Below are 23,949 nucleotides of genomic sequence, written 5' to 3'. Positions count from 1 at the left end.
CCCGGCTGACCGACAAACTCCGCGCCTACCGCCGGCTGCGCACCGAAGGCGGCCCGCACTACCCGATCCTGTTCGCGCTCCCCAGCCGGGCGCGGGAGCAGAACCTGCACCGCCGGCTGACCGGGCGGATCGAGGCCGGGCTGACCGTGGCGACCACCTCACCCGAGTCCGGGCCCGACCCTGCCGGACCCGTGTGGCGGCTGGCCGGCAACGGTCGCCACCGGCTCCGCCTGGCCGAGCTGCCCAGCAACCACGGCCAGCCCGGACCGGTCAACCCCGGCCCACCCGAACCAGAAGACCACCCCCTCTGGCGCCTCCGGGAATCCACCTGACGCCTCCGAACACCCAGCGTGCGCCGGTGGCCTACCGGTCGGCACCCGCCCCGGACTTCGGCTCGTAGCCCGATCCGAGTCCGGCGACCGGCCGGGCCAAGGCGGGGACGAGCTGCCTCCGGCGTGCCCCGCGCGGACCTACCGCGCCGCGCACGCCCACGCGTCGCTACGCCAGCCCAGCATGCGAGGACGCGGGTCGGACGCGCGCAGGGATTCCAGTTACCCAACACGGCGGTCCGCGAGCCAACGCGGGGCGGCATCGCACGCCGACGACCACCCGGTGATCCCCAACATCCCAGGTCAGCACCCCCGGGTGCTCCGATCCAGGTCGGGACGGCCTGTTGGGTGCGTCGGGCACGCTGAAGTCTCATTCAGTAATCCCTAGCTCCAATCCGGGCCGAGCCGCCCACGACCGCGGTCGCAGCCGCCCACCCGCCACCTGGCCGGTCGGCCTGCCCCGCCCGTCGGCGCCCCCGCCCACCCCACCACTGCACCATCCGGCGTGCTTCACACGCCGCCAGGCGGAGTCCGTTCCGCCTTCGTCGCGCACGCAGCCTCCCCGCCGGGAGGCCCTTCGACGTGCCCACGCCCAATCCCCCTTTGAGGAGGAACCCGTGCCCCACTCCGCTCTGACCGTGGTGTGCCTGCCCGCCGGTGTCTCAACCAGCACGCCGCTCGCCGCCGCCGAAGCCGCCCTTGCGGCCACACCGCCGACCGTTCAGCTCGACAGCCTCGGCAGCGCCGCGCACTTCCTCGCCCGACCCCGCCGACGCTGCGGCTTCCGCGTCCGGTCCGCGCAACGCGTCACCCCCGGCGGTCCGGTCGGCCAGCTCGACCTGGACACGATGCGAACCAGCACCTACCAGCGGTACGCGTACCGGTGGGCGATCTGGAACCAGGTCGTGGCCAGCACCCGGCCGGCCCAGCCGTACTGGACTTTCCTCGACCGGCACGCCGCCGGTCCGGACCGGTACCCGCTGGAGCAGGCGCAGCAGGACTACCTGACCCAGCAGCGGGTCCTGGCCATGCGCACCTACAACGCTCTGCCGCACCGGGCGATCGAGCTGCCCACCAGCCACCTGGAGGCCTTCCAGCTCGGGCCGCAGGGCTACGCCCATCTCGGGTGGCTATCGGCCGTCCCCGGTGACCGTCTGCTCTGCCCGGACGGCACCTACCTGGCCTGCGAAACCGACCAGCTCTCCGCACGACTGGACTACCTGACAGGCGCCAACCAGCATCTCACCGCGATGCGCGAGGACGACGTCCTCGTCGCACTCCGCACCCACTGAGGCCCCNGGACGGCACCTACCTGGCCTGCGAAACCGACCAGCTCTCCGCACGACTGGACTACCTGACAGGCGCCAACCAGCATCTCACCGCGATGCGCGAGGACGACGTCCTCGTCGCACTCCGCACCCACTGAGGCCCCGCTCTTCCCCGCACCGCACGCGACGCGGACGAACCACTCCCCGGTTCGCCCGCGCTTCGGCGTGTTCGTCCCTAACCCATCTCTGGAAGGAGACCCCCATGAGTTCCTCCCGCAGGATCGCAGCGCGTCGCCGCGCTGCCTTGCTGCTCGCCGCGCTCGCGGTCGTCGCGACCGTCCTGGTCCTTCTCGCCTGCGGCTGGGCGGTTCCGGCTGCGACGCTCGCCGGCGCGGCATTTAGCGGTGGCACTGTGGTGCTGCTCTGGTTCCACGCGCGGCTGACGGCGGCCGCCGAGCGGCTGGCCGCGCTGGAGGACGAACTCCACCTGGCCCAAACCGACCCGGTCACCGGCCTGCCCGTCCGCCGGCTGGCCGAGCAATACCTCACCGACATGACGGGGCGAGACTTCACGATCGCGATCATCGACGTCGACGACCTACACGCGATCAACGCCACCTACAGCCACGAGGGCGGCGACGCCTACCTCGCCGCGATCGCCGAGCGGCTGACCGAAACCGTCCCCGGTGGCCTGGTCGCCCGCCTCGGCGGTGATGAATTCCTCCTCGCCACCACCTGCGACTCGAGCCGCGTGGCCGACGCACTGGCCGCGGCGTTCGAACGCCCGGCGACGATCGGGTACGACCCCGAGCCGCTACGGGTGAGCATCGGCCTCAGCCGGACTCGCGGCGGCGACCCCTTTTACACCTGCGGGGAAGCCGATCGGGCGATGTTCGCCGCCAAACAGAGCGACCGCCTCGTCGAGTTCTACCACCCCGACCGCGACGGACTGCCCGGCAAGCGGGGCGTCCGTCCCGCCACCCGGATCCGTGACCAGCGTTCCGGCCGCCGACTGGCCACCGACTAACAACTCCGAGAGCTAGCCGACGGCCAAAGGCCACTGCGCTCAGCCGAAACCAGCGCCACCAGCAATACCCGCAGGTCCTGCCAGCCATTTCACCCGCCCAACCGGGCGCGATGTGAGGTGCGCGCCGGCAGGCGCCGCACCTCCATCACGCTCGCTAGTCCCGGAGGTACGGCACACATGCCACACATCCACCACGGCCCCGCCCGCGACGCGGCGGCCCTCACCGAGCCACTCACGGTGCCTGCGTCTCAGAGCGCGGCCGACACCCCGCGATGCCCGTGCGGGGATCCGAGCCCGCTCGGCGGGGCATGCGCGAACTGCGTCGCCTGCGACCGCTGCCACACGGTGGTCCCGGGCTTCGAGGTCATCCGGACCGTTCGCGGATCGAGGATCTGCGACTTCTGCAGCCAGCAGAGCTACTGGCGCTGCGAGGGCTGCGGCGGCTGGAACCACGACGACGTGTCCTGCGGCAACGACTGCGACGACTACGACGATGAAGACGACGACGCGGACGTCGATGACCCCTGCCCGGACGGCTGCGATCGAGAGTGCGTCTGCCACCGCAGCGGCGCCGGCTTGCACACCGAGATCCACAGTTACGGCTACAAGCCGCTGCCGGTCTTCCGCGGCGAGGGGCCGCTGTTCCTCGGCCCGGAGATCGAGGTCCACACCCCGTACGACGATGACGAGGAGTGCGCTGCGATCGCCCACTCCCACCTCGGCGAGCTGGGCTATCTGAAGCACGACGAGTCCATCGATCCGGGCATCGAGATCGTCACCCACCCGATGACCTACGCGTGGGCGATCGAGCACTTCCCGTGGGAGATGCTGCCGGAACTGGCCGCCGCCGGAGCGAGCGTCAGCCACAGCACCGGCCTACACGTCCATCTCTCCCGCGCCGGATTCGCCGACCCGCTGCACATCTACCGGTGGATGAAGTTCGTCTACCGCAACCAGCCCGATGTCACCCGGCTGGCCGGTCGCAGCAGCAGCTACGCCGACTTCAGCGACGATGACCGCCACTCGGTCGCCAAGCGCGCCAAAGGCGGCTACGGCAACCGGCACACCGCAATCAACACCAACAACGCCGACACCCTCGAACTGCGCGTCTTCGCCAGCTCCCTGGAGCCGCAAACGGTGCAGGCCGCGTTCGGATTCGCCGCCTCGTCGGTGGAGTACACCCGCGACCTGAACGTGGCGGCCATCGCCCGAGCTGCCGGCTGGTCCTGGCCCGCCTACACCGCCTGGCTGTCCGAGCGCGCGGAGTACGCCCCGCTGACCCAACAGCTGGAGGCACTCTCATGTGCCTGCTGACCTTCCTGCCCCCAGGGACGCTGCCCGACACCGACGCGCTGCGCACCGGCACGGAGACCAACGACGACGGCCACGGCTTCGCGATCGTCACCGACTCCGGCCTGCTGGTCGAACACGGCCTGGACGCCGAAGCCACGATCACCGCATTCGCCGCACTCCGACGCCGCTACCCGGAGGGGCCGGCGTTGTTCCACTCCCGCTTCAGCACGCACGGCGACGGCAACAGCGTGGAGAACTGCCATCCGTTCGCGGTCGGCGGCGATTCCCGGACCGTACTCGCGCACAACGGCGTCTTCCCCGAGGCCGTTCGGCCCGCCAAGGGCGATTCCCGGTCGGACACCCGGATCGTCGCCGAGGAATTCCTACCCGGCTTCGGGACGCTGCGACGGCGCCGCACCCGGCTGGCCTTCCAACGCTGGATGACCCCGGGCAACAAAGTCGTGGTTNCCTACCCGGCTTCGGGACGCTGCGACGGCGCCGCACCCGGCTGGCCTTCCAACGCTGGATGACCCCGGGCAACAAAGTCGTGGTTCTCACCGTCGATCCCCGGTTCCGGGAGCAGGCGTACATCCTCAACGAGGACGCCGGCGTCTGGGACGGCGGCATCTGGTACTCCAACCGCGACTACCTGCCCTCGCCCCCGAGCCGGCTGAGCTGGACGTACCGCTCCACCGGGCGTCTGTGGGATGACGACCCGATCGAGGAGCTCGGCCCCCTCGAGCTGGTGCAGTGCTGGATCTGCGAGACCGACTGCGTACCCGTCGAGGACTCCTGCCCGGTGTGCGGTCAGTGCCTGGGGTGCGGCGAGTTTCCCGAGGACTGCGGCTGCTACCAGCCGACGGCGCTCCGCACGACACCCATCTGACGACGACCAGCTCGCCAGGCACGCCTGAGCCACCCGATCACCGCTGAGGAACCCCGCGCCGCGGTCAGCGACCTCGACCGGTACATCGTGCCGCGCAGCGGCCCCACCCAGTCCGCGGTCTGCGGTCCGCGCGGGTGCTGACGTCGGCCTCAGGCCACCACCGGTCGCGGTGCCGGTGCATCCCTGTGGCCGGGAGGCCTGTCCCCGTCGCTATCTCCACTCGCCCTCGTTCGTCTTGCCCGGGTACCGCGTTCGTCGCGGACCGCCATATCCGGGCACAGCCCGGGGGCGGTCCGCGGCGCGCGACGGACCTGGGTGACTTCCTCTTGAGGAGGAGCCCATGCCCGACACGTCCCTCGACCTCGCGCAGCCGTCCGCGGCAATCCAGGCAGTACTGACTGCCGTCGCCGCCGATCCCGTCGCTTCCCAAGGACTAGCGGCGATCCAGGACCGGAACCCGGAATTCGCCGGCCCGCTGGCGGCCCGGCTCACCGGCGCCGTCCTCACCCCTGACGGCCGCCGCCTGGCCGACCGCATCCTGAACACCTACTGGGCCGACGACTCCCGTCGGCAGGCCCTGGTGCGCTCGATGGGCACCGACCGGGAGGTCATCATCGGCAGCGGCTTCCACGCCGCCGTCTACGCCGCCACCCGGGTCCTGTCCGGCTACCCCAAGCCGCTGGTCCTCGAACGCGCCGAACGTCCCGGCGGGACCTTCGCGCTGACCGACTGGCCGGTCTTCCATCTCAACTCCCCCAACCGCCGCGGCGGGGCCGGCCCGGCCGGCGATCAAGCCAGCAGCCCCAACTATCTGCCCGGCGCCCCGATCCAGGCCGCGAGCCTGTCCATGGAGGACTACCAGGCCAACACCGACATGGCTCTGATCATCCGGTTGACGCTGGCCCAGTACGCCGAGGTCATCACCGGCGCGCAGATCGTCGCCGTGAGTACCGACGGAATCGGGGTTCAGGCCGAGACCGCGGCTGACGGCCCGCTGTCCGCCGGGCGGATCATCGACGCCCGCGGCCTCGGAGACCCGATCGACCGAGACCTGGCCAACGACACCACCATCCTGACCTCTCCGCAGTTTCTGCGGCGCATGACCGGCTCCTGGCCGCTGCGCGGCGCCCGATCCGTCGCCGTCCTCGGCGGCGGCGACTCGGGCAAGTGCACCGTGGAGTCCCTGCTCGGCATCGGCCCGCACCCACGGCTGGCCGCCGCAGCCCTCGACACCGTCGATCGGATCGACTGGTACAGCACCGATCTGCCCACCACCTGCCAGCAGTGGCGACGCGACATCCGCTGCCGGTATCAGCCCATCGGTCGCCACCTGCGCCCCGACCGGTACGGGCGGCGGCGGCTGACCGTGCTGAGCCGCCANTCGGCGGCGGCGACTCGGGCAAGTGCGCCGTGGAGTCCCTGCTCGGCATCGGCCCGCACCCACGGCTGGCCGCCGCAGCCCTCGACACCGTCGATCGGATCGACTGGTACAGCACCGATCTGCCCACCACCTGCCAGCAGTGGCGACGCGACATCCGCTGCCGGTATCAGCCCATCGGTCGCCACCTGCGCCCCGACCGGTACGGGCGGCGGCGGCTGACCGTGCTGAGCCGCCAGGCACGACCGATCGGGCTCCCCGGCAGCGCACTGATCGACGGTCGGACCTACGACCTCGCCGTCCTCTGCACCGGCAATAAGGAAACCACCCTCGGCGGGCTCGCTCCCGAATTGTTCGACCCGTTCGTGACGCACGGCGTGCCCGTCGCGCAACAGCACTACGAACTGCCCGTGTACCGCGTCGGCCCCCACGCCCGCCTGCCGTTCACCGCCGAGGAACGCGACGACGGGCTCGCCGACATGCCTAGCAACGCCGTCTCCATGTGGCGGACCGGTCCCCTGACCGCAGCCCTCGCCGCCAGCCTTCCCCCGGTCACGGCGGGCCCGGTGACCTGATCGCGCAGGCATCAGCGTTGCCATGACACCTGGGCGCACCGACCGCCTCCCGGCCGCTCTGCCGAACCGTGGCGACGCCCGCACGGGCCCGCCCTCTACCCCCTGAGCTGGCCAGTCCCGGCGCCCAGGTCGCCGCTGTGACCACGGCGCCCCCTGATCAGCGCCCCGACGGCCACGGTCCTCGCCCTCCGGCCCGGGCCGCTGTCCGCGGCTCGGCCACCGGATTACGCCGACCAAGCACACGCTTCCGCCCGCTGCCCCTGCCCTCCAGCCCGCAGCCCGGCGAGCGAACCCGCAACCACAGGTTCTCGCAAGTGAGGAGACCTCCCGTGTCCGATTCTCGATCGACCGTCCACGACGACGGCGACCTGGTCCTGCTTCGGCACACCTGGCTCTACGTCCCTGCACAGCCCCGGATCTCCCTCAGCTCCTATCAGGAGACACTCACCGTCGACGGCGTCGCGTACACCGCAGGGCTCAGCGTCGAGGACGAGCCCGTCGGCATTCTGCACAACGACGGACGCGGCGGCGCCACCACGTTCCACGCCAACGGCGCGCCACGGTTCCGGCCGGCGGAGATGGCCGCCTACGTCGCCGCCTGCCGCGCCTACGGCGGCGACCCAGTCGCCGCCGAATGGGTGTTCGACGACCTCATCAGCGCCTGGAAGCTGGAGTACTCCATCCAGATCACCCGGCACAACGGCCGACGAGTCGTCCGGGCCCTGGACGTCCTGCCCACCGTCGAGGACCCGGCCCACCCCGGCGACGTCATCGTCCTGTCCGGCGAGGTCCGACTCATCGACCCATTTCCCGGCTCACAGCGCGACGCGCTGGCCGCTCAGCTGCAATCCCAGCAGGTCGCCGACGCCGACCGGTGGTGGCAGATCTGGACCGAACCGTGCGGCCAGCCGAATCAGACGGCGACCACCCGCCCCGCCACCGACGGCCAGGCCGATCACGGCCACCGCGGCGGTTGCTGGCAGGACCTGACACCCCGACCCGCCGGCGTGCCCGACCACGATCCGGCTGAGCGCCCCGCGACCGACAGCCACACCGGTTGACCGGCCCGGCACGCACGTTCGCGACCCACCGGCCGCGCGGACCTCCTCAGCCTGCCGGTCGTTGTTGGCCGGTTACCGCCGGACCCCGGATCCGTCCCTCCAGGCATCCCCGGGCCCGGGCGGTCGGCCGTGCCCGGGGGTCTGGTTCTCCACGAATGGAGACAGGCATGACCGAACTGTTCGCTCGACCGTTCGCTTCCTGCACGCCACTGACCGCGCCGTTGCAGCACGGACAACGCGTGCACGTCAACGCGCGCCACACCTGGCTGCCGGCCATGATCACCGTCCCCGGCCGCACCCGCATCGCGCTGCGCTACGCCGATCCCCGCCGCCAGCTGGCCGAGTGGGTGCCGCGATGGCTGGTGCGTCCCGCCGAGGGCGTCCACCTGCAACCGGTCCGCCGGCTACCCGCCGGCGCGTCCGTTGTGGCCTTCGACGGCGTCCTGTTGGAGGTCGCCGCGTGCCACCAGAACCGCCACCGGTGGTGGGTCATCCACTACACGCACGGCGAGCTGTCCACCGTTCCACCGCGCGCGGTGCTCCGGATTGCTGATCCCACGCCGATCGTCACCGTCCACGGCGTCCCCCTCGACGCCGCCACCAGCCCGACCCACCCGCTCACGCCCTCACCCCCGCCAGCCTCCGATGATCTGCCGCTCGCTGTTCAGAAAGGACACCTGCGATGAACCGTCCGATAACCCAACCGGTCTTCGCCACGGACACCACCGACGCCGACCTAGCCGGCACCGATGTCGGGCTCACGCTGCCCTACCCGCGGCCGGCGACGCTGACCGAACTGTCGCCGCGACTCGGGCAGGCGGTGTTCCTGCTCGACGACGGCCTGGCTCGTGAGGCGCTGATCCTCGGCGTGGCCGAGGAAGTGAACGCGGTCACCGCCTTCCTCGACGGCCAGGTCCAGATCGTGCCGGGCCACACGCGCGCGATCGAGATCACCAACCCGCGCCTCGTCCTCACGCTGACCCGTCGTGCGCTCGGCCAGCTCCTGCCTGCTCACCGAGCCGCCGGCGAACGCATCGACGAACTGACCGCCGAGCTCGCCCGGATCCGCGACGCCCACGACACGCAGCTCAGCGAGATCCGCGCCTACGCGGTCACCGCGCATCAGCGCGGCGAGATCTGCCGGGCCGGCCTCAACCATTTCCTCGACCGGTTCGGCCTCGGCCGCTACCAGCCGCGGCACGTCGTCACCTTCACCATCACCGGCGACTTCGAGGTCACCCCCGGCACTGACCGCAGTTCCTGGCTGACCGAACAGGACGTCCTCGCCCATCTACTCGTCGTTACCGACCGCATCGACGGCGTGATGGAGGGCACCGTCACGTTCCAGGTCAGCGCGAGCGCCAGCGAAAGCGACCAGGAATGAGGACGACCTCATCTCCCCGCCGCCATTCGGCCGAACAGTCGTTGGCCCACTCCGGCGCCGTCATCGGCGGCGCTCGATTCGGGCGACACGAACAGGAGGGCCCGTGACACCCCCGAAAGCGCGCCTGCGCATCACCAGCGACCTCGACCTGGTCGCCCTCGTCCCCTACGTACTCCGATACCACCCGCAAGAGAGCATGGTCGCCCTCGTCGTCGACGACGACCGGCTCACAGTGACCACCCGCTCCGACCTGCCGCCCACCGCCGAGGAGTGCGCCGGCCCGGACTACCGCAGGGCCGTGCGGACGGTGATAGCGCAGATCGCCGAGGACGCCAGCATGGCGCTGCTGGTCGGCTACGGCCCCGCGGACCGCGTCGAACCCGCCACCGCCCTCTACACCGACGCCCTCACCGCCGCAGGGCTCCTCGTCGGCCGCGCACTCCGCGTGAACGACGGGCGGTTCTACTGCCTGAAAGCGGGCTGCACACAGTGCCCGGCCGAGGGCACGCCGTACGATCCCGCGGCCAGTCCTCTCCCCGCGGCGGCGACCTACCAGGGCATGGTGGCGCTTCCCGACCGTGACGCCGTCGCGAACCTGGTCGCGCCGGTCACCGGCCCCGCACGCGCCCGTATGACCGTCGCCAGCCAAGCCGCTCAAGACCGGCTGACCGCCCTGCTGCCTAGTCTGGCGCCGGGTCAGACCGCACCACTGATCATGCCGGCCGCAGTTCTCACCGCCGGGTACGCCGCGGTCGACGCCGCGCTGCAGGCAGCCGCCGATGGCCGGACGCTCTCCGACGACGACGCGGCGTGGCTGATCAAGGTCCTGACAATCATGCGGATCCGAGACCACGCCTGGGCGGCCTGTGACGGCAGCCCCACCCAGCGAGAACTCTGGGCCGACCTGACGAGGCGCGCCGAGCCGCACCTGACTGCCGCGCCCGCCAGCCTGCTCGCGTTGACCGCCTACCTCGGCGGCGACGGCCCGCTGGCCCGCGTCGCGCTCGACTGCGCCCTGCGCGCCGACCCGAGCTACCGCATGGCGCGGCTGCTCACCTCGACGCTAGACGCCGCCGTGCCCCCGGACGTGCTGCGCCAGATCAACGCCGCCGCCCACCAGTCCCAACGGAACGAACCCTGATCCGCTGACTACCGCGCCGACCCGCTGAGCCGGGCGGCGGCCTCACCTCGTGCCTACGGGCCGGCTGGGGCCGCAGTGGTCCCAGCCTGTCCGCCGCCACAAGGCGGGGAACAGGAGGACCCCACCCCGATGACTACCACCAACACCGGCAGCGCCGACCCCGAGCGCACTCGAACGCGTGGCAGCGCCGAGCGCCGCACGCCGCGACGCGGGGTCGAGCGCAGCGACCAGGACCGGCAGGACTACACCGCGCTGCTGGAGAAACTGCAGACCGCGTTCGACGAACGGCTCGCGCGCCTGGCCACCGAACCCACGCAATGGGTCGAGTTCCTCGAGCAGGCCGCCGTGTTCGGCGCCCGCTACACCCTCACCAATCAGATGCTGCTGCTGGCTCAGGCCGAGGAGCGCGGCGTCACGCCGCGCTACTTCCTGCCGTTCGGCAACAAGGCGGGAACCAGCGGCTGGAAAGCCCACGGCCGCCGCGTACGGCGTGGACAGACCGCGTTCAAGTTCTGGGCTCCGATCCGGCGTCGCCCCACCGAAGAACAAGCCGCCAAATGGGAAGCCGCCGGACGGCGCGTAGCTCGGGAACCGTCCGGCCGTCCCGCCGTTCAGATCGTCGGCTTCACCCTGACCAGCACCTTCGAGCTGTCCCAGACCGACGGCGAACCGTTCGACCCGCCGACCGTGCTGCGGCGCCGCCGCGTCAAGCAGCGCATCGGCGGCGGGCCGCAACTGCTGACCGGCGATGATCCGACCGGTGCCCACGGCGACCTCGTCGCGCTGATCACCGCCGCCGGCTACACCGTCACCCCCCAAGCACCCAGCACCGGTGACCTCGGCGACGCCAACGGCGTCACCGTCCACCGCCGCGACGAGCGCACCGTGCAGGTCCGCGATGACGTCGATCCGGCGCAGCGCACCAAAACCACCACACACGAACTCGCGCACATCCGCTGTGGCCACCTCGACCACGCCCAACCCGGCCAAAGTCTGCACCGCGGCCGGCAGGAGACCGAAGCCGAAAGCGTCGCGCACATCGTCCTCGCCGCACTCGGACTGGACACCTCCGCCTTCAGCGACGCGTACGTCCTTGACTGGGCCGGAGGCGACCTGAACCTCGTCCGGGACTGCGCCGAAACCGTCCTCACCGTCGCCAAACAGATCCTGCGCGACCTCACTCCGGACCTGGCGGACACCGACGAAACCGACCTCGACGGCAGCGAGCGCGAGGAGGGCGGCTCCGTCGTGGAGGCCGCGACCGTCGAGACGTCGTCGATGGACGGTGATGATCCCGCGCCTGCGCTCGCCGTCGAGACCGCAGCCGCCGAGCGACACCGTGCCGACGCCCTCGGCGGAGACGTGCGCGCGGGCCTTCCGCTCACCGGACCCGAAAGGCAGGTGACCTGATGCATACCTTCTCGACTGCTCACACCGGTGCGTCGGCGGACGAACGGGCCGCCCGGGCGGTCCTCAGCTGGCTGTACGAACCCGGTGACCGTCGGCTGGGCGCGCTCGTCGACGAGCTCGGTCCGCAGGCTGCTGTGGACGCCGGCGCCGAACAGACCTCGATCGACTACCGCGCGGAACTGCGGTCGCTGCCCACCGGCACCGACCTGCGCCGGGAGGCCACCCGGCAGGTAGAGCAGGCCCAGCAGGACGGCATGCGAATCCTCATCCCGGCTGACCACGACTGGCCGCCGAGTCTGCGCGCACCGGACGCCCCCGTGTGTCTGTGGGCACTGGGCACCACGCCGCTGCCCCCACCGACACGAACCGTGGCGATCATTGGATCCACCGACAGCACCGCCTACGGCACCTACATGGCCTCCGGTATCGCCTACGGCCTGGCCGAATCCCCGCCGTACACCGTGATATCCACCGGCGCCGCGGGCATCGACCGCGCCGCGCTGACCGGAGCCTTGGCCAACCACGGCCATCCGGTCGCGCTCTGCCCCGGCGGACTGGATCTGCGCTTCAGCGGGCCGCCCTGGCCCCAGCGCGATCAGGTCATCGCCGAGGGTCTCCTGCTCAGCGCCTGGCCACCTGGCGCCCGCCCCGGCCCTGCCCGCGCCCGGACCAATCAGCGGCTCCTCTCCCGGCTCGTCGCCGGCACCGTCCTGGTCGAAGCCGACCCGAACAGTCGCGCGATCGCCGCGCTCCAGGACACCCTTGAGGTCGGGGGTGTCGGCATGGCCGTGCCCGGCCCGGTCACCTCGGTCCAGTCAGCCGGCTGCCACGCGCTGCTCCGCGACGACCGGCGGGTCCGGTTGGTCACCAACGCCGCCGACGTCACCGACGTCCTCCTCCGACGCGCAGGCCGACGGGCTTGGGCCGAACCGGCGGGAGACCCGCGATGACCGGAACGCCGGACGTTCCCGCGCATCTCTACGATCGGCCCGAGATCGGGGGCCTGGTCGTGCCCTGGATCACGCCGAGCATCCATGGCGTTCCGCTCTTCGGACAGCTCACGGACCTCGCCGTCGCGGTCTGCCTGACCGAGAACCGCTGCCAAATCTGCGGTCACCCGCTACCGGACCGGGCGGTGCTCTTCGCCCGCGACTCCGACCTGGACTACCGATGCACACCCGAGCCGGCGACCTGCCCGCCCTGCGCCACCTACAGCGCCCGGGCCTGTCCCATGCTCGCCGGGGACCTCGACCGGTACCGGACCGGCCCGCATCCCGCGTTCGCCGACGCCTCACCGACTCCCAGCGAGCTCGCCCGCCGCGGCGCCCCCGCCGAAGCGTGGCACGCCGTGTGGGTCGCCGACTACGACGTGATCACCCACCCGGCCCAACCCGGCGTGCGGGCCGCCTCCTGGGCACGGATCCCGCCGCTGCGCATCCGCCCGGTGCCCCGTCGGCCGCGCGACGGCCGAGGCTGAACATCGAACGGCGTCGCGCTGGCCGCGCCAGTCCGCCGGCTAAGCGATCGCACCGCGCTGGGCTGATCCGGGCCTGGTCGACACAGATTTCGAACGGACCAGCGCGGTACGGATCGGCGCGGGAACGCTGCCGGCCCGCTTCGGCGAGGCGTCGCGTCGCTGTCATGCGGCCCGGTGTGCCAATCCAGCGCCGGCGGGCGATCCTGTCGGCCCTCCTTGCCGCGCCGCTCGCTCGAACGAAGCGGGCTGGAGGACCACTCTGCACGCCCTGCGACGCCGCCCAGCATCCCGCGCATGGGCTTGGCGTGCAGCCGGGTGACATCGCAGTCCATTTCCCCGCTGAACCCCCTCGTCCAACCGCGGCCGGCTCACTGCTGCGCCCGTCACACGACAACCGCTCCTCGCTCATGGTGTCTGGCTGCGGCCCGCGTCCGACGCTCTGGCCCTTGCAGTCCCTTCGAAAGGAATCGTTCGTATGCCCACGGTCAACCAGGCCGAGGCGCTGCGCTTGATGCGCAGGCTGACCACCGCGGCCAGCTCCCGCCTTCACGGCGTTCACCTCGACCACGGCGCCTACAGCTACTACCCAGCGCCAGGTGCCCCGTATCCGGATTGGCCCGACGACTACAACACGGCGGTGGAGTACCGCGCCGCCGGCCAACAGATCGGCAGCACACCGATCTACACCGTGTTCTCCGATCGCTTTCCGGTCTGCTGGCTCACCTACGACGGCCAGATCGTGGAATCCAGCGCCGCGCTGACCCGGCTGCAGGCCAGGCATCGCCGCCTCGCCGTCGCAGCGCTCGGCGAGCTGACGAGGCTCGCGCTACGGCAGCTGGCCGACCTGCGGGATGTCCGGGACGGCCGCCCCAAGGACATCGACGGCTACGACAGCGAACAGCGGACCGGTCAGGCCCGCGTCTCCCACCCCACCGCGCCGGCCCGGGCCTGGTGGATTGCGGTCGGCCCCGATCTCGAACACGCCCGGTCCCGCAGCCGCGAGGTCACCGGCACACCCGAACCGCTCATCCTGTCCGCGCACGGGTACGGCCGGTACGGCCGCGACGCCGAGTGCCTCCCCCTGGAGCTGCTCTGCGCCATCAACGCCACGGTCGCCGCACACCAGGACACGACCACCCTCACCGGCGAGCGGGCGGTCAACGGGAACGTGGTCGGCGACTGGCTCGCCGACGAGCATGGTCTGAGCGGAGCACTGCCCGCCGACCAGATACCGGCCGCGTTCGCCGCTGCGTTCCTTGGTGTCTATAGCCACGACCAGGACTTCGCCGCCGAACGGATGCGGCAGAACGGCTGGGACCAGGCGCTCCGCGACCTCGGCGCGCTTGAGTTCTTCGACCTGCGCCAGTACACCTACCAGCTCTTCCGACGCGAGGTCCGCGCCATCCCCTACCGCACCGCGCGCGATAGCGGCATCATCGTGTGCCGCCGCGAGTCGTGAACCGCCCGGCCAGCCCGCGACCGGCCGCGAGCCCCGAAGCGCCAATACGAGTCGGCCACGACGCACCGCCCACCAGCGGCGGCTCAGCTGCGCCTCCAGATGACACAGCCAGCGACCCGACAGCCCAGGCCATTCCACCGACGACGCCGACCGATAGCACGCGTGTGCCCCGGCTGGCTGCGCCGAGCGGCGGCGCACGGCCGCGTCTACAAGCCGGTCAGCTCGTCGAGCTCGCGCTCGCGCATCTGCGTGCGCACCCCGGCTTGGCGTTGACCGCTTACGAGCTGGGCAGAGTTCTCGGCCGCTCACCGGGGTCCATCCGTCGGCTTCTCGAGCGCGAAAACGCGCGAGGAACGGTCACTCGCGACCCCGGGCATCCGGCCCGGTACCGCATCGCATCCCACCCCCGGGCACCCTCCGATCCGGCTCACCGGCACGCCCATGACCGCTGGCAGTCATCGCGCCGGTGACGCCGGGAACCTATCCAGCTCACCTGGCCCAACGCCCCTCTGCGGGGCGCTGGATCCCCCGCGTTCCGGTACGTGACATGGCACGTCGCGCCGCGACCGGACATACCTGATCTGCCGGTCGGCTCCGACCTGCATCCGTGGTCCCCGCCAGACCGAAGCCATTGGAGACCTTCATGCCCCCATCCATTGCCGGTTCTGCAACCGGTGATCGTCCCGTCGCCTGCCTCGCCCCGCTCGAACGGGATCCGCACCATGCGATCGACGTACCGGTCACGCCTCGCCTCGTCGCTACACGCTTCGTTCGGTCAGGCTTCGTGAGCGAGGTGACATGAGCGCGGCCACGTTGCTGTTCGCCGCGATCCTCGATGTAGTCGCGGCCACCGTAGGTCCACCCGTCGAGGGCCAGGCGGGCGGCTGCATCGAACTGTGGGCGCAGACGCCCGACGGGGCCTCACCATCGCGCCAGACGACGGGCCGTGGTGCCTGGATACCGGCGGCCGCATCCCCTTGTCGCGGTTCGAGGTGGCCGTCTACGCCGACGCCGTGCACTACCTCGGCGGCGGCGAACCCGACTCGTGCCAGTCGACGCTCGCCGCTGTCGCCACCGACCGATGAACCACGGCCGCTCCGTCCTCCGTCGCTGCCGCGCGCCCGGACGGAGCAACCTCCCGGCGCTTCCGGCGGTTTCGGCAGCGACACTCCGTGCGCTGTTGAACCGCCACGCCGAACCCATCCATCGGCCTAGTAATCACTCCGAATCCGGAGCCCCGACCAGGCGCGCCATCGTCGCCGCGCGGCACATCGCCCTGAGAGGACCCCATGAGCTACAACTTCATCACCACGGACCAACTCCCGCTGGTGCAGACCATGACCGAGCTGGACGCTGATAGTTACTTCGGTGGCTACGGCGAACCGGCGGAAGGCGAAGAGCTGGACAACTCGAGGCTGCTGACCGTGATCGAAAGTCTCAGCACCGAGGACGCCCTAGTGCTTGAGCTGCCCGCGCTCGTGGTGCGACACCTGGCCGGTCGCCTCAACGAGTGTGCGGACGAGGTCGAGGCCCGGGAGGCCGCCCTGCGCAGAGCGGCAGGGCGGTGAGCCGCATCTGCATCACTGGTGGCACGCCGGGAGACGCCGAGTCTCACAACCGGGCAACTCGTCGAGCTTCTGCTCGCGCCCCTGCGCGGGCAGCCCGCCGTCGAGTTCACCGCGTGCGAGCTGGGCTAGGTCCTCGGCCGCTCCCGCGGCACGGTTCACCGCATCCTGCAGCGCTGACCGCTCAGAGCGCGGTCACCCGCCCCCAGGACCGCCCCGCCCGCTACCGCATCACCGTCTGAGCACGCACCCCGCCGACGGTCACCCTCAGCGGTGACCCCGGGGACGCATCCGCCCTTCAGGGCACAGCGTCCCTCGCGCGGGACGCTGTGCCCTGCCTTCCGGCAGGACACACCATGCCTCCTATCGCCGCTCACCCCCATCCCGAATTCGACACCACGCCCGCCGGGCTCACCGAACCCACCGCGTCCTCGGCGTCCGCGGCGCACCCCGCGTCGGAGAGTCGTTCCGCCGAGCCCGCCGAGCCCGCCGAGCCCGCCGAGCCCGGCGCGCCGTCCGGTCATGTTGTGCAGCGGGCTGCGTGGATCTTCTACTTCATCGCCGCGCTCGGCTCCGCGATCGGCCAGATTTGGGTCGGCGTCGACGCCCCGCCCTGGCCTCCGCACATCGCCTGGTGGTGGCGCGCCGTACTCGTCACCCCGTTCGCCGTCGTCATCGATCTCGGCGGCGTGGTCAGCTCCGCCTTCGCCGACTACAGGCAACGCCTCGGCGAAACCGCCTACGGCTGGCGGATCCTCTCCGCCGGATCGATCACCCTCGCGGTATCGATCAACGTCCTCGGCCACCGCCCCATCGCCTATCTGTCCGCGGTGTTCGGTGGCATGGGGGTCTTCGCCTACGCCGTCTGGCTGCTGCACTCGGGCGCACGCCGCCGCGATGCCCTTCGCACGGCCGGAAAACTACCGGGCACCGCGCCGGTCTACGGGCTCCGGCAGTGGGCGCGCGAACCGGCCGTCACCAACCTCGCCCGGACGCTCGCCCTCGCTCACGGCTACACCCGGCAGGAATCGCTCGACCTCGCCCGGCAGCAACTCCAGGACGAACGCCGCCGCGCCGGTCTGACCCAGTACATCGATGCGCTGATCCGCGCCCAGCACGCCGATCCCATCCGCGCCGCGATCGCTGTGACCACCCTGGACATCGACGCCCTCGCCGCCGCGCTCACCGCCCAAGCCGACGTCGAGGGCTGGGCCCGGCTCATCGGCGCCGACCTGATCCCACCCTCGCCCGACGATCCGCCGGCCACCAACGAATCCCCATCCGGCACCGCGCGCGGGCCGATGCCCCCCGCAGACGTGCTGCGGCGAGTTCCCCGAGACCCGGCCTCCTACCAGCGCTGGCGTCAGTTGTGGGCACAACTCGCCGCCGACCCCCGCATCCGAACCGCCGACTTCGCCGCCCGCCACGACGTCTCGCTCCGCCAGGTCCAGTGGATCCGCGCTGTCGGTCTGAGCGGACTGCTCGACTCGCCGATTCCGCTGCTCGATCGCGTTGCGGCGCTCGCCGTCCGCCCGTAGACGGCGGGCTGTCGGATCCCCCGAAGGAGCACCCCGTGCGACTCGACCCTTCCGCGAGGCCGGCATGACTGGCCGTGTGCTCGCTGCGCTGACCGCCTTGGCGGTCGGCACGGTCTTTTTGTGCGTCGGGGGACTTTCTGTTCTCACCGCGCCGGCGGCCGCCTGCCCCGCACTCGGCACATCGGGCAGCGCGATCGCGTCCTACACCGCCGAACAGCTCCGCAACGCCCAGATCATCATCGGCGTCGGCGAACAGGCCGGTGTCCCGGCTCGCGGGCGGGTCATCGCCGTCGCCGCCGCTCTCCAAGAATCCCGGCTGCGTAACCTGCCCCACCGGGGCTCCGAAAACGACCGCGATTCGGTCGGGCTGTTCCAGCAACGCCCCAGCCAAGGCTGGGGCACGCCGGATCAGCTCACCGACCCGAATTACGCCGCCGCCGCCTTCTACCGTCACCTGCTGCGCATCCCCGGCTGGGAGAGACTCCCTCTCACCGTCGCCGCCCAACGGGTGCAAGGCAGCGCCTACCCCGACGCGTACGCGAAGTGGGAGCCGACCGCGACCGCGCTCGTTCTCCGGTTCACCGCCGGCACCGCCGAGGGCCTGTGCGCGGCCACCCGCTGGACCGTGCCCGTCAAAGGACCGGTCGGCAGCGGCTTCCGCCCACCCGACCGCCCCGGACACGCCGGCGTCGACATCATCGTCCCCCGATACACCGTGATCCACGCCGCCAGCGCCGGCACCGTCATCACCTCCAAGTGCAACGCCTCCACCGGCAACTGCGACGTCGACGGCAGCCCCGCGGTCAAAGGCTGCGGCTGGTACGTCGAAATCGCCCACACCACCGGGCTGACTACGCGCTACTGCCACATGGTGACGCGACCACTGGTCACCGCCGGGCAGACCGTCGTCGCCGGACAGCCGCTGGGCCGGGTGGGCTCGTCAGGGAACTCTTCCGGCCCCCATCTGCACTTCGAAACACGGGTGAACGGCGACGCCGTCGACCCGATCGCATTTATGGCGGCCCGCGGCGCCGCGCTCGGCAGAAACGAGCGGTGATGTAGGTTCTCATTGACGATGTCACTTTCTCACGAAGATGTCGCCCGAGATTTCGCTTGCGACATCTTCGTGAGAATTGATTAGCAGTAGACGTCGTGGAAGATCACGCACACGCCTGTTCCAGGATAGCCAGGTCGCGGTTGGCGAATTGCACGTGGGCCCACTGGTCATTGAGCCATTCCCAGTTTGGTTCAGCCGGCGAGGGTGAGGGTCTGGACGGCGTTGACGAGCCGCGTGGCCTGGTTGGGGCTTGAGCGGATCTTCCGGAGGATCTTCCAGCTCTTGAGCTGCGCGTTCGCGCGTTCACCGGGTCCGCGCAGGCGGGCGTGGGCGGTGTTGACCTCTTTCTGCGCGGTCGAGAGCGGCCGGTATGTGCCAGTGTCGGGGTCCTTGCGGCGACGCCGCTGCGGAACGGTGACCTGCGGGCCGGCGCCCTGGTAGCCGGTGTCCCCGAAAGCCTGGATCCCGGCGTTCTCCAGGGCGGTGGGGATGCCGTGTTCGCGGGCGGCGGCGATGTCGTGTCTGGCGCCGGGCAACGGCGGGGAGACCCAGATCAGTCGGCCTGCCGGGTCGGCGATGACCTGCACGTTCACTCCGTGGGCTTTGTGTTTCCCGCTGTAGTAGGGCCGGTCGTTGCCCGAGGCCATCGCGACCCGGTCGATCCGTAGAAGGCTGCCGTCGAGGATCACGTAGGCCTTCCCCGCCGCCACCGCCATGGCGTCTTCCAGGCTGGGTGCCATCGCTGCCAGCAGGGTCAGGCCCTCGGTGATGTAGCGGTAGACGGTGCTGCGCCCGATGGTGAATCCGGTGGCCAGATCGGCGTAGGTTTCGCCTTTCCGCAGGTGAGCGACTACGAGCAGGGCTTGACGTCCGGCGGTCAGGCGCCGCCAGCGCGTCGTAGTTCTCGGCGGTGGGCGCGGAGGGCGTCGGCGAGCAGTCGGAGTGCTCGGTTGGACACGGTCATGCCAGACGGGTAGGAAGGCACCCGGGAGCTCCTGGTGGTGACGGGTGGATCTAGGCAATCGCACCTTCTACCAGGGGCTCCTTCTACGTCATCGCACCGCCCTGACCTGTGTGGACAGAGGTTGGGAAAGGCTCAGTTTCCTTCAAAGGGGAAGCTGGCTTCGCCCGTTCTGTTAGTGATTTGTTAGTGGGACCGGCCCGGACATGTGCGGACGGTCGCGGAGTGACACGGACCTGTCAGCGCTCTTCGAAAACTCGGCCGGCTGCGCCGGCGGCCGAGTTTTCAAGGAGCGTCGACAGGACCTCAGGCCGCCCGGAACCACCGTCGGCCGCGGACAACAACGCCGAGATTCCCAGGATGGGCGAAGGGCACCGGACGGCCTCCTCATATGCCGGAGACTCCGGCAATCACTCAGCACGGCTAATCGCGCGCCTGGGGAGAACTGTGCTCGACTGCCGGTGTCGAGTTCCCGTCCGTCCCGTCCGAACCGGTCTCCCCAGCCTCTGTCTGGACAAGCACCAACTGTCCGACTGACGGGTCCGCCGGATCCGGGGCCACGGTCCAGTTAGACGGCCAGGCCCACCGGATTTTGCTGTTGTCGAGTCGGCGTACCTTTGCGCCGTCGAAGGTGGCAGGTTCAGCCAAAGATGCATCGTCAAACCAGGCGTTCCCGGAGAACAACGCCTCGTCGAACATCGCGGCCCCGACGAACGACGCCCTAAAGAACCGAGTGGCCCCAGCGAACACGGGGCTGACCTGCTAGTCCGGACAGTGGGACTGCCTACGGATCAAGAGGTTGGGGTTCGAGTCCCTCCGAGCGCGCGTCTGGTTGAGACAGATCAAAGGCCCCGCAGCCCTCCTCCGGCGCGGGGCCTTTGTCTTGCCCGAGTGATGCCCGATCGCGGGACTTCCGATCGCCCGTCCGCAGCATCAGCCCACTGTCGGAGTTCCCGTGTAGCACCCCCTTCCTCTCTACCGGCTTTGCCAATTCGCAGACTGTTCATACAGTCAATGACAGGATGTACGTCGAGTGTGGCCGAGAGTTAGGAGTGCGCCGGTGAGTGAGTGCGAAGTGGTTCTCGTGCACGGCGGATGGCACGGCCCGTGGTGCTGGGAGGCCGTGGAAGCGGATCTGCGGACTGCGGGCTTGAGACCGCGCACCGTGGAGCTGCCCATGCGCTCGCTGGCGGAGGACGCCGAGGTGTTGCGCTCGGACCTCGGGGCCAAGCACCCGGACCGGCGCGTGGTGGTGGTCGGCCACTCGTACGCGGGTGCGGTGGTCAGTTCCGCGGGTCACCAGGCGGATCGACTCGTCTATGTCGCGGCGATCGCACTCCGGAAGGGGCAGACGATCACTGATTCCGTCGGTGCCGGCTTCGGGTTGGTCCCAGGAGTCGCGGTTGATCAAGCATCGGGGGAGACCCGGCTGACTGCCGAGTGCATGCCCTACTTCTACAACCTCTGCGACGACGCGACTCGAGACCGGGTGCTCGGTCGCCTCCGTCCGTTCGGCGCCGCGTGCATCTTGGAGGCGATGGCCGAACCGGCGGCGTGGGAGAGCGTCCCGTCCACGTACGTGATCTGTACGGAGGACCGCGTGCTGCCCTTGGACTACCAGCGCGCCCGCGCCGACGAGATGCAAGCTCAGGTGGAGATCGTTGCTGACCATTCGCCGTTCGCCTCGGCCGAACCCGCACTGGTCGACGCGGTCGTTCGCGCCGCGGCCCAGGTCTGAAATCGACGCCTGCGGAGTTCAGCCGGTGCCCCGTTCGGCGGCCCATCGAGCCAGTGACTCCGGTGCGCTGATGCGGTCCCGCCCCACCGCGGCCGCCCCGTGCAGCGCACCGTCGTCGCCGTGCGCGGACGCCGACACCAGCCCGGCCACGCCCCGGGCCAGCGCGGTGACGGCGGCGGCCACGGCGGCCCGCGCGGCAGCCGAGGAAGCGCGCAACACCCGATGGGCGTAGGAGCGCGCGTCGGCCGGCGGGCGTTGCGTCGTTGCCCACGATCAACAGCAAGTATGCCGTTGTCCGCGAGTGACTAGTTGAGTGACAACGGTGAGCACTACCGACGGACGACCGTGGACAGTCAACACCACCGTGCAGCTATCCGTGACCAGGTGGTTCCGTTCCGTAAGCTGCTTCGGGAACATCCGGCAGGCCCGGCAGCCCAGCTTGCCGCCGGCCAATCAGGTGCTCAGGACCGGCAACGGCAGACGAGCGGGTTACCGGCTTTCCGGAGGCGCCGGCCACGCGATGACCAGACGGCTGTGTGCCGTGTCCAGGACGTAGCCGTGCGGAAGCTGCGTGTCCGTTGTGCCGGCGGGGTGGACAGTGATCCGGGCCTGTGGACGGTGGCGTTGTCCGCGGTCCCATTCTTGGTGGGCGGTCGCGAGCGTGGCCGCGAGGGACTCGGCGGCGGGTCCGTGGGCGTAGACGCCGATCTCGGCGCCATCCGGGGAGCCCTCGTCGCGCCAGGCGCGGTAGGCGAAGCTGCTGCCGTCGGTGACCGCCGGGGTCCCGAACACCGCCCAGGTCGGCTCGACGACACCGGCCTCGACCGCTTCCTGATCGGCGCGGAGCACGCAGAACTGCGGCATTTGCGTGGCCAGCCACAGGTCCAGGTGCTCCAGATAGGGCTCGTTGCGGCCGGTCATCACGCCGGTCCACACCTCGACGCGTGGCGTGGCCAGGGCGGCGTCCAGCGCGGCGGCGTCGACCTGCTGGGTCGGGTCCTGCTGCAGGCGCACCTGCCCACCATGCAGGGCCGCGACGGGGGAATCGGGTGTTCCGGCGCCTTGCATCGGCACGAACCCGCAGACCTCATAGTCATCGCTGACCAGAACCCCGTCGGTGAGGGTGAACGCGACCGCGCGGCTGACCCCCCGCATCGTCAGCGGCACCACCAGCCGCGCGCCCTCGGCCAGCTGCTCCCGCCAGGCCGGTGGAATGTCAGTGGCCTGCACCGTCACCACGATCCGGTCGAACGGCTCGGCGTCCGGCGCCCCGTACTCGCCGTCGCCGCAGCGGACCTCGACCTCGTCATAGCCGGCCGCCGTCAGGCAGGCGCGAGCCCGCTCCACCACAATCGGGTCGATATCGACCGACGTCACCCGCCCCTCCGGACCGGCCAACCGCCACAGCAGCGCCGCGTTGTACCCGCCCGAGCCGATCTCCAGACAACGATCCCCCGGCCTCACCCCCAGTTGGGTGAGCATCATCGCGACGATCCCCGCCGCCGACACCGACGAGAGCGCCGCACCATCCGCGTCGCGGCGGGTCACCACCGCGTGATGACGGCGGCCTCCACCGCCGCAGCGAGCCGGCTCCCCACCTCAGCCCGCCACTCGACCAGCGCGGACACCATCCGGGACCGGAGTTCGTCCGGGGAATCGGTCTGGCTACCGCTGTCCTCGTCCGTGGTCAGCGTCGGCATCGCCGCACGCTCCTCTCCCCAGTCGGCGTGATCCGGCTCGGCGAGGGCGCCGTCACGCCGGGGACCATGTTGCCCGCCAGGGCTCTGCTGGTCAGCCCCGAAACGCCGACCCGCAATCGACGCGGACCTTACGACGCGCACGCGCCAACGACCGACCACCGGACGCGCTCCAGGGCCACCACCGCCGACCCGGCCTTTACCGCAACTGTCCGTATATGCCCGCAACGGTGGCCTGCCGGGACCTGCGAACCCGTCCCAACTGCTGGCCCTCCCGCGGCGTCGCCAGCACCGTCACTCCACTTGCTACATCGACCGTCGCGCATCGTTGGCCTGGTCAGCTTCCGCCGTCGCTGGGGCGATCGCGCAGTCGGACCTCGGCGCCGTTCTGGAGGAAGGACTGGTGGCTGACCTCGGCGACGGTCGCGGTGTCGTGGAATTGCCGCAGTGTGGTGGATCCGCAGCTGACCATCGTGGCCCGGATTTTGGCCAGGGTGCCGCCGACCGCGTCGTAGAGGCTGCCGGCGTAGGGGACGAGTCCGTCGACCCTTCCTCGAAGACGAGAGTGGTTTCGCCGTGGCCGTATCGGTCGGCGTTGCGGGCTCGGCGTGAGCCTTCGCCCCAGTACTCCTTGAACAGCTGCCCGTCGATGCGGACCACCGGGGAGGGACTCTCGTCGAATCGGGCGAAGTATCTGCCGAGCAT

At 70.7% G+C, this 23,949-nt stretch carries 22 protein-coding genes and 3 pseudogenes; 19 read left to right on the top strand and 6 right to left on the bottom strand.

Going from position 1 to position 23,949, the window contains the following annotated elements; all coding sequences use genetic code 11:
• The 18 genes and pseudogenes from ABEB28_RS11680 to ABEB28_RS11595 form a co-directional block, all read left to right on the top strand.
• Positions 1-332, top strand: a pseudogene (locus ABEB28_RS11680) (hypothetical protein); the annotation flags it as partial.
• Between the two features lie 614 nt (positions 333-946).
• Positions 947-1,621 (top strand): hypothetical protein, encoded by a 675-nt coding sequence (locus ABEB28_RS11675; RefSeq protein WP_345728055.1) that lies wholly within the window; start codon positions 947-949, stop codon positions 1,619-1,621.
• Positions 1,622-1,859: 238 nt separating this feature from the next.
• Positions 1,860-2,624: a GGDEF domain-containing protein gene (locus ABEB28_RS11670; RefSeq protein WP_345728054.1), complete on the top strand. Its 765-nt coding sequence runs from the start codon at positions 1,860-1,862 to the stop codon at positions 2,622-2,624.
• 177 nt (positions 2,625-2,801) lie between these two features.
• Complete coding sequence (locus ABEB28_RS11665; RefSeq protein WP_345728053.1) at positions 2,802-3,938, top strand: hypothetical protein; 1,137 nt, start codon at positions 2,802-2,804, stop codon at positions 3,936-3,938.
• Between the two features lie 505 nt (positions 3,939-4,443).
• Complete coding sequence (locus ABEB28_RS11660) at positions 4,444-4,803, top strand: hypothetical protein (protein ID WP_345728052.1); 360 nt, start codon at positions 4,444-4,446, stop codon at positions 4,801-4,803.
• A 1,602-nt stretch (positions 4,804-6,405) separates the two neighbouring features.
• Positions 6,406-6,756 carry a hypothetical protein gene (locus tag ABEB28_RS11655; protein WP_345728051.1) on the top strand — a complete coding sequence of 117 codons (351 nt, stop codon included), beginning with the start codon at positions 6,406-6,408 and terminating at the stop codon, positions 6,754-6,756.
• Positions 6,757-7,085: 329 nt separating this feature from the next.
• Positions 7,086-7,817 (top strand): hypothetical protein, encoded by a 732-nt coding sequence (locus ABEB28_RS11650; RefSeq protein ID WP_345728050.1) that lies wholly within the window; start codon positions 7,086-7,088, stop codon positions 7,815-7,817.
• A 167-nt stretch (positions 7,818-7,984) separates the two neighbouring features.
• On the top strand, positions 7,985-8,503 hold the full coding sequence (locus ABEB28_RS11645; RefSeq protein ID WP_345728049.1) for a hypothetical protein: 519 nt from the start codon (positions 7,985-7,987) through the stop codon (positions 8,501-8,503).
• Entirely contained in the window at positions 8,500-9,201 is a 702-nt protein-coding gene (locus ABEB28_RS11640; protein WP_345728048.1) for a hypothetical protein, read from the top strand. Before ABEB28_RS11645 ends, ABEB28_RS11640 begins: the two co-directional genes overlap by 4 nt.
• A 103-nt stretch (positions 9,202-9,304) precedes the next feature.
• On the top strand, positions 9,305-10,342 hold the full coding sequence (locus ABEB28_RS11635) for a DUF4192 domain-containing protein (protein WP_345728047.1): 1,038 nt from the start codon (positions 9,305-9,307) through the stop codon (positions 10,340-10,342).
• 129 nt (positions 10,343-10,471) lie between these two features.
• The gene (locus tag ABEB28_RS11630) at positions 10,472-11,752 is read left to right on the top strand and encodes a hypothetical protein (protein WP_345728046.1); all 1,281 of its coding nucleotides are present in this window, start codon (positions 10,472-10,474) and stop codon (positions 11,750-11,752) included.
• Positions 11,752-12,702, top strand: coding sequence for a DNA-processing protein DprA (locus ABEB28_RS11625; protein WP_345728045.1), 951 nt, complete (start codon positions 11,752-11,754; stop codon positions 12,700-12,702). Before ABEB28_RS11630 ends, ABEB28_RS11625 begins: the two co-directional genes overlap by 1 nt.
• Positions 12,699-13,229 carry a hypothetical protein gene (locus ABEB28_RS11620; protein ID WP_345728044.1) on the top strand — a complete coding sequence of 177 codons (531 nt, stop codon included), beginning with the start codon at positions 12,699-12,701 and terminating at the stop codon, positions 13,227-13,229. The genes ABEB28_RS11625 and ABEB28_RS11620 overlap by 4 nt, the downstream gene beginning before the upstream one ends.
• 475 nt (positions 13,230-13,704) lie before the next feature.
• Positions 13,705-14,688 (top strand): hypothetical protein, encoded by a 984-nt coding sequence (locus tag ABEB28_RS11615; RefSeq protein WP_345728043.1) that lies wholly within the window; start codon positions 13,705-13,707, stop codon positions 14,686-14,688.
• Positions 14,689-15,584: 896 nt separating this feature from the next.
• Entirely contained in the window at positions 15,585-15,773 is a 189-nt protein-coding gene (locus tag ABEB28_RS11610) for a hypothetical protein (protein WP_345728042.1), read from the top strand.
• Positions 15,774-15,977: 204 nt separating this feature from the next.
• On the top strand, positions 15,978-16,256 hold the full coding sequence (locus ABEB28_RS11605; protein ID WP_345728041.1) for a hypothetical protein: 279 nt from the start codon (positions 15,978-15,980) through the stop codon (positions 16,254-16,256).
• Positions 16,257-16,609: 353 nt separating this feature from the next.
• On the top strand, positions 16,610-17,791 hold the full coding sequence (locus ABEB28_RS11600; protein WP_345728040.1) for a hypothetical protein: 1,182 nt from the start codon (positions 16,610-16,612) through the stop codon (positions 17,789-17,791).
• 64 nt (positions 17,792-17,855) lie between these two features.
• A complete protein-coding gene (locus ABEB28_RS11595; RefSeq protein ID WP_345728039.1) occupies positions 17,856-18,848 on the top strand; it encodes a M23 family metallopeptidase in 993 nt (330 codons plus the stop codon).
• 191 nt (positions 18,849-19,039) lie between these two features.
• Here the strand turns inward: ABEB28_RS11595 and ABEB28_RS11590 are convergent.
• Positions 19,040-19,812: pseudogene (locus ABEB28_RS11590) on the bottom strand (transposase family protein).
• Positions 19,813-20,869: 1,057 nt separating this feature from the next.
• On the opposite strand from ABEB28_RS11590, the gene ABEB28_RS11585 reads away from it, so the two are divergent.
• Entirely contained in the window at positions 20,870-21,547 is a 678-nt protein-coding gene (locus ABEB28_RS11585) for an alpha/beta fold hydrolase (RefSeq protein WP_345728038.1), read from the top strand.
• A gap of 18 nt (positions 21,548-21,565) precedes the next feature.
• Here ABEB28_RS11585 and ABEB28_RS11580 read toward each other — a convergent pair whose 3' ends face one another.
• The 5 genes and pseudogenes from ABEB28_RS11580 to ABEB28_RS11560 form a co-directional block, all read right to left on the bottom strand.
• Positions 21,566-21,766 (bottom strand): hypothetical protein, encoded by a 201-nt coding sequence (locus ABEB28_RS11580; protein ID WP_345728037.1) that lies wholly within the window; start codon positions 21,764-21,766, stop codon positions 21,566-21,568.
• Positions 21,767-22,036: 270 nt separating this feature from the next.
• Positions 22,037-23,095: a methyltransferase, FxLD system gene (gene fxlM, locus ABEB28_RS11575; protein ID WP_345728036.1), complete on the bottom strand. Its 1,059-nt coding sequence runs from the start codon at positions 23,093-23,095 to the stop codon at positions 22,037-22,039.
• The gene (locus ABEB28_RS11570; RefSeq protein ID WP_345728035.1) at positions 23,092-23,247 is read right to left on the bottom strand and encodes a hypothetical protein; all 156 of its coding nucleotides are present in this window, start codon (positions 23,245-23,247) and stop codon (positions 23,092-23,094) included. Before ABEB28_RS11570 ends, fxlM begins: the two co-directional genes overlap by 4 nt.
• 334 nt (positions 23,248-23,581) lie before the next feature.
• Positions 23,582-23,716 (bottom strand): hypothetical protein, encoded by a 135-nt coding sequence (locus tag ABEB28_RS11565; protein WP_345728056.1) that lies wholly within the window; start codon positions 23,714-23,716, stop codon positions 23,582-23,584.
• Between the two features lie 134 nt (positions 23,717-23,850).
• Positions 23,851-23,949 (bottom strand): annotated as a pseudogene (locus ABEB28_RS11560) (IMP dehydrogenase); the annotation flags it as partial.

The organism is Cryptosporangium minutisporangium, assembly GCF_039536245.1.
GTDB lineage: Bacteria > Actinomycetota > Actinomycetes > Mycobacteriales > Cryptosporangiaceae > Cryptosporangium > Cryptosporangium minutisporangium.
Note: the sequence above shows the minus strand (reverse complement) of the source record. Positions and strands in the feature narration are given on the sequence as shown.

What these genes read in the sequence shown, in the direction of transcription:
- ABEB28_RS11670 (WP_345728054.1), top strand. Translation starts at nt 1,860, where the DNA reads ATGAGTTCCTCCCGCAGGATCGCAGCGCGTCGCCGCGCTGCCTTGCTG.
- ABEB28_RS11665 (WP_345728053.1), top strand. Translation starts at nt 2,802, where the DNA reads ATGCCACACATCCACCACGGCCCCGCCCGCGACGCGGCGGCCCTCACC.
- ABEB28_RS11660 (WP_345728052.1), top strand. Translation starts at nt 4,444, where the DNA reads ATGACCCCGGGCAACAAAGTCGTGGTTCTCACCGTCGATCCCCGGTTC.
- ABEB28_RS11645 (WP_345728049.1), top strand. Translation starts at nt 7,985, where the DNA reads ATGACCGAACTGTTCGCTCGACCGTTCGCTTCCTGCACGCCACTGACC.
- ABEB28_RS11640 (WP_345728048.1), top strand. Translation starts at nt 8,500, where the DNA reads ATGAACCGTCCGATAACCCAACCGGTCTTCGCCACGGACACCACCGAC.
- ABEB28_RS11630 (WP_345728046.1), top strand. Translation starts at nt 10,472, where the DNA reads ATGACTACCACCAACACCGGCAGCGCCGACCCCGAGCGCACTCGAACG.
- ABEB28_RS11625 (WP_345728045.1), top strand. Translation starts at nt 11,752, where the DNA reads ATGCATACCTTCTCGACTGCTCACACCGGTGCGTCGGCGGACGAACGG.
- ABEB28_RS11620 (WP_345728044.1), top strand. Translation starts at nt 12,699, where the DNA reads ATGACCGGAACGCCGGACGTTCCCGCGCATCTCTACGATCGGCCCGAG.
- ABEB28_RS11615 (WP_345728043.1), top strand. Translation starts at nt 13,705, where the DNA reads ATGCCCACGGTCAACCAGGCCGAGGCGCTGCGCTTGATGCGCAGGCTG.
- ABEB28_RS11605 (WP_345728041.1), top strand. Translation starts at nt 15,978, where the DNA reads ATGAGCTACAACTTCATCACCACGGACCAACTCCCGCTGGTGCAGACC.
- ABEB28_RS11600 (WP_345728040.1), top strand. Translation starts at nt 16,610, where the DNA reads ATGCCTCCTATCGCCGCTCACCCCCATCCCGAATTCGACACCACGCCC.
- ABEB28_RS11595 (WP_345728039.1), top strand. Translation starts at nt 17,856, where the DNA reads ATGACTGGCCGTGTGCTCGCTGCGCTGACCGCCTTGGCGGTCGGCACG.
- ABEB28_RS11570 (WP_345728035.1), bottom strand. Translation starts at nt 23,247, where the DNA reads ATGCCGACGCTGACCACGGACGAGGACAGCGGTAGCCAGACCGATTCC.
- ABEB28_RS11565 (WP_345728056.1), bottom strand. Translation starts at nt 23,716, where the DNA reads ATGGTCAGCTGCGGATCCACCACACTGCGGCAATTCCACGACACCGCG.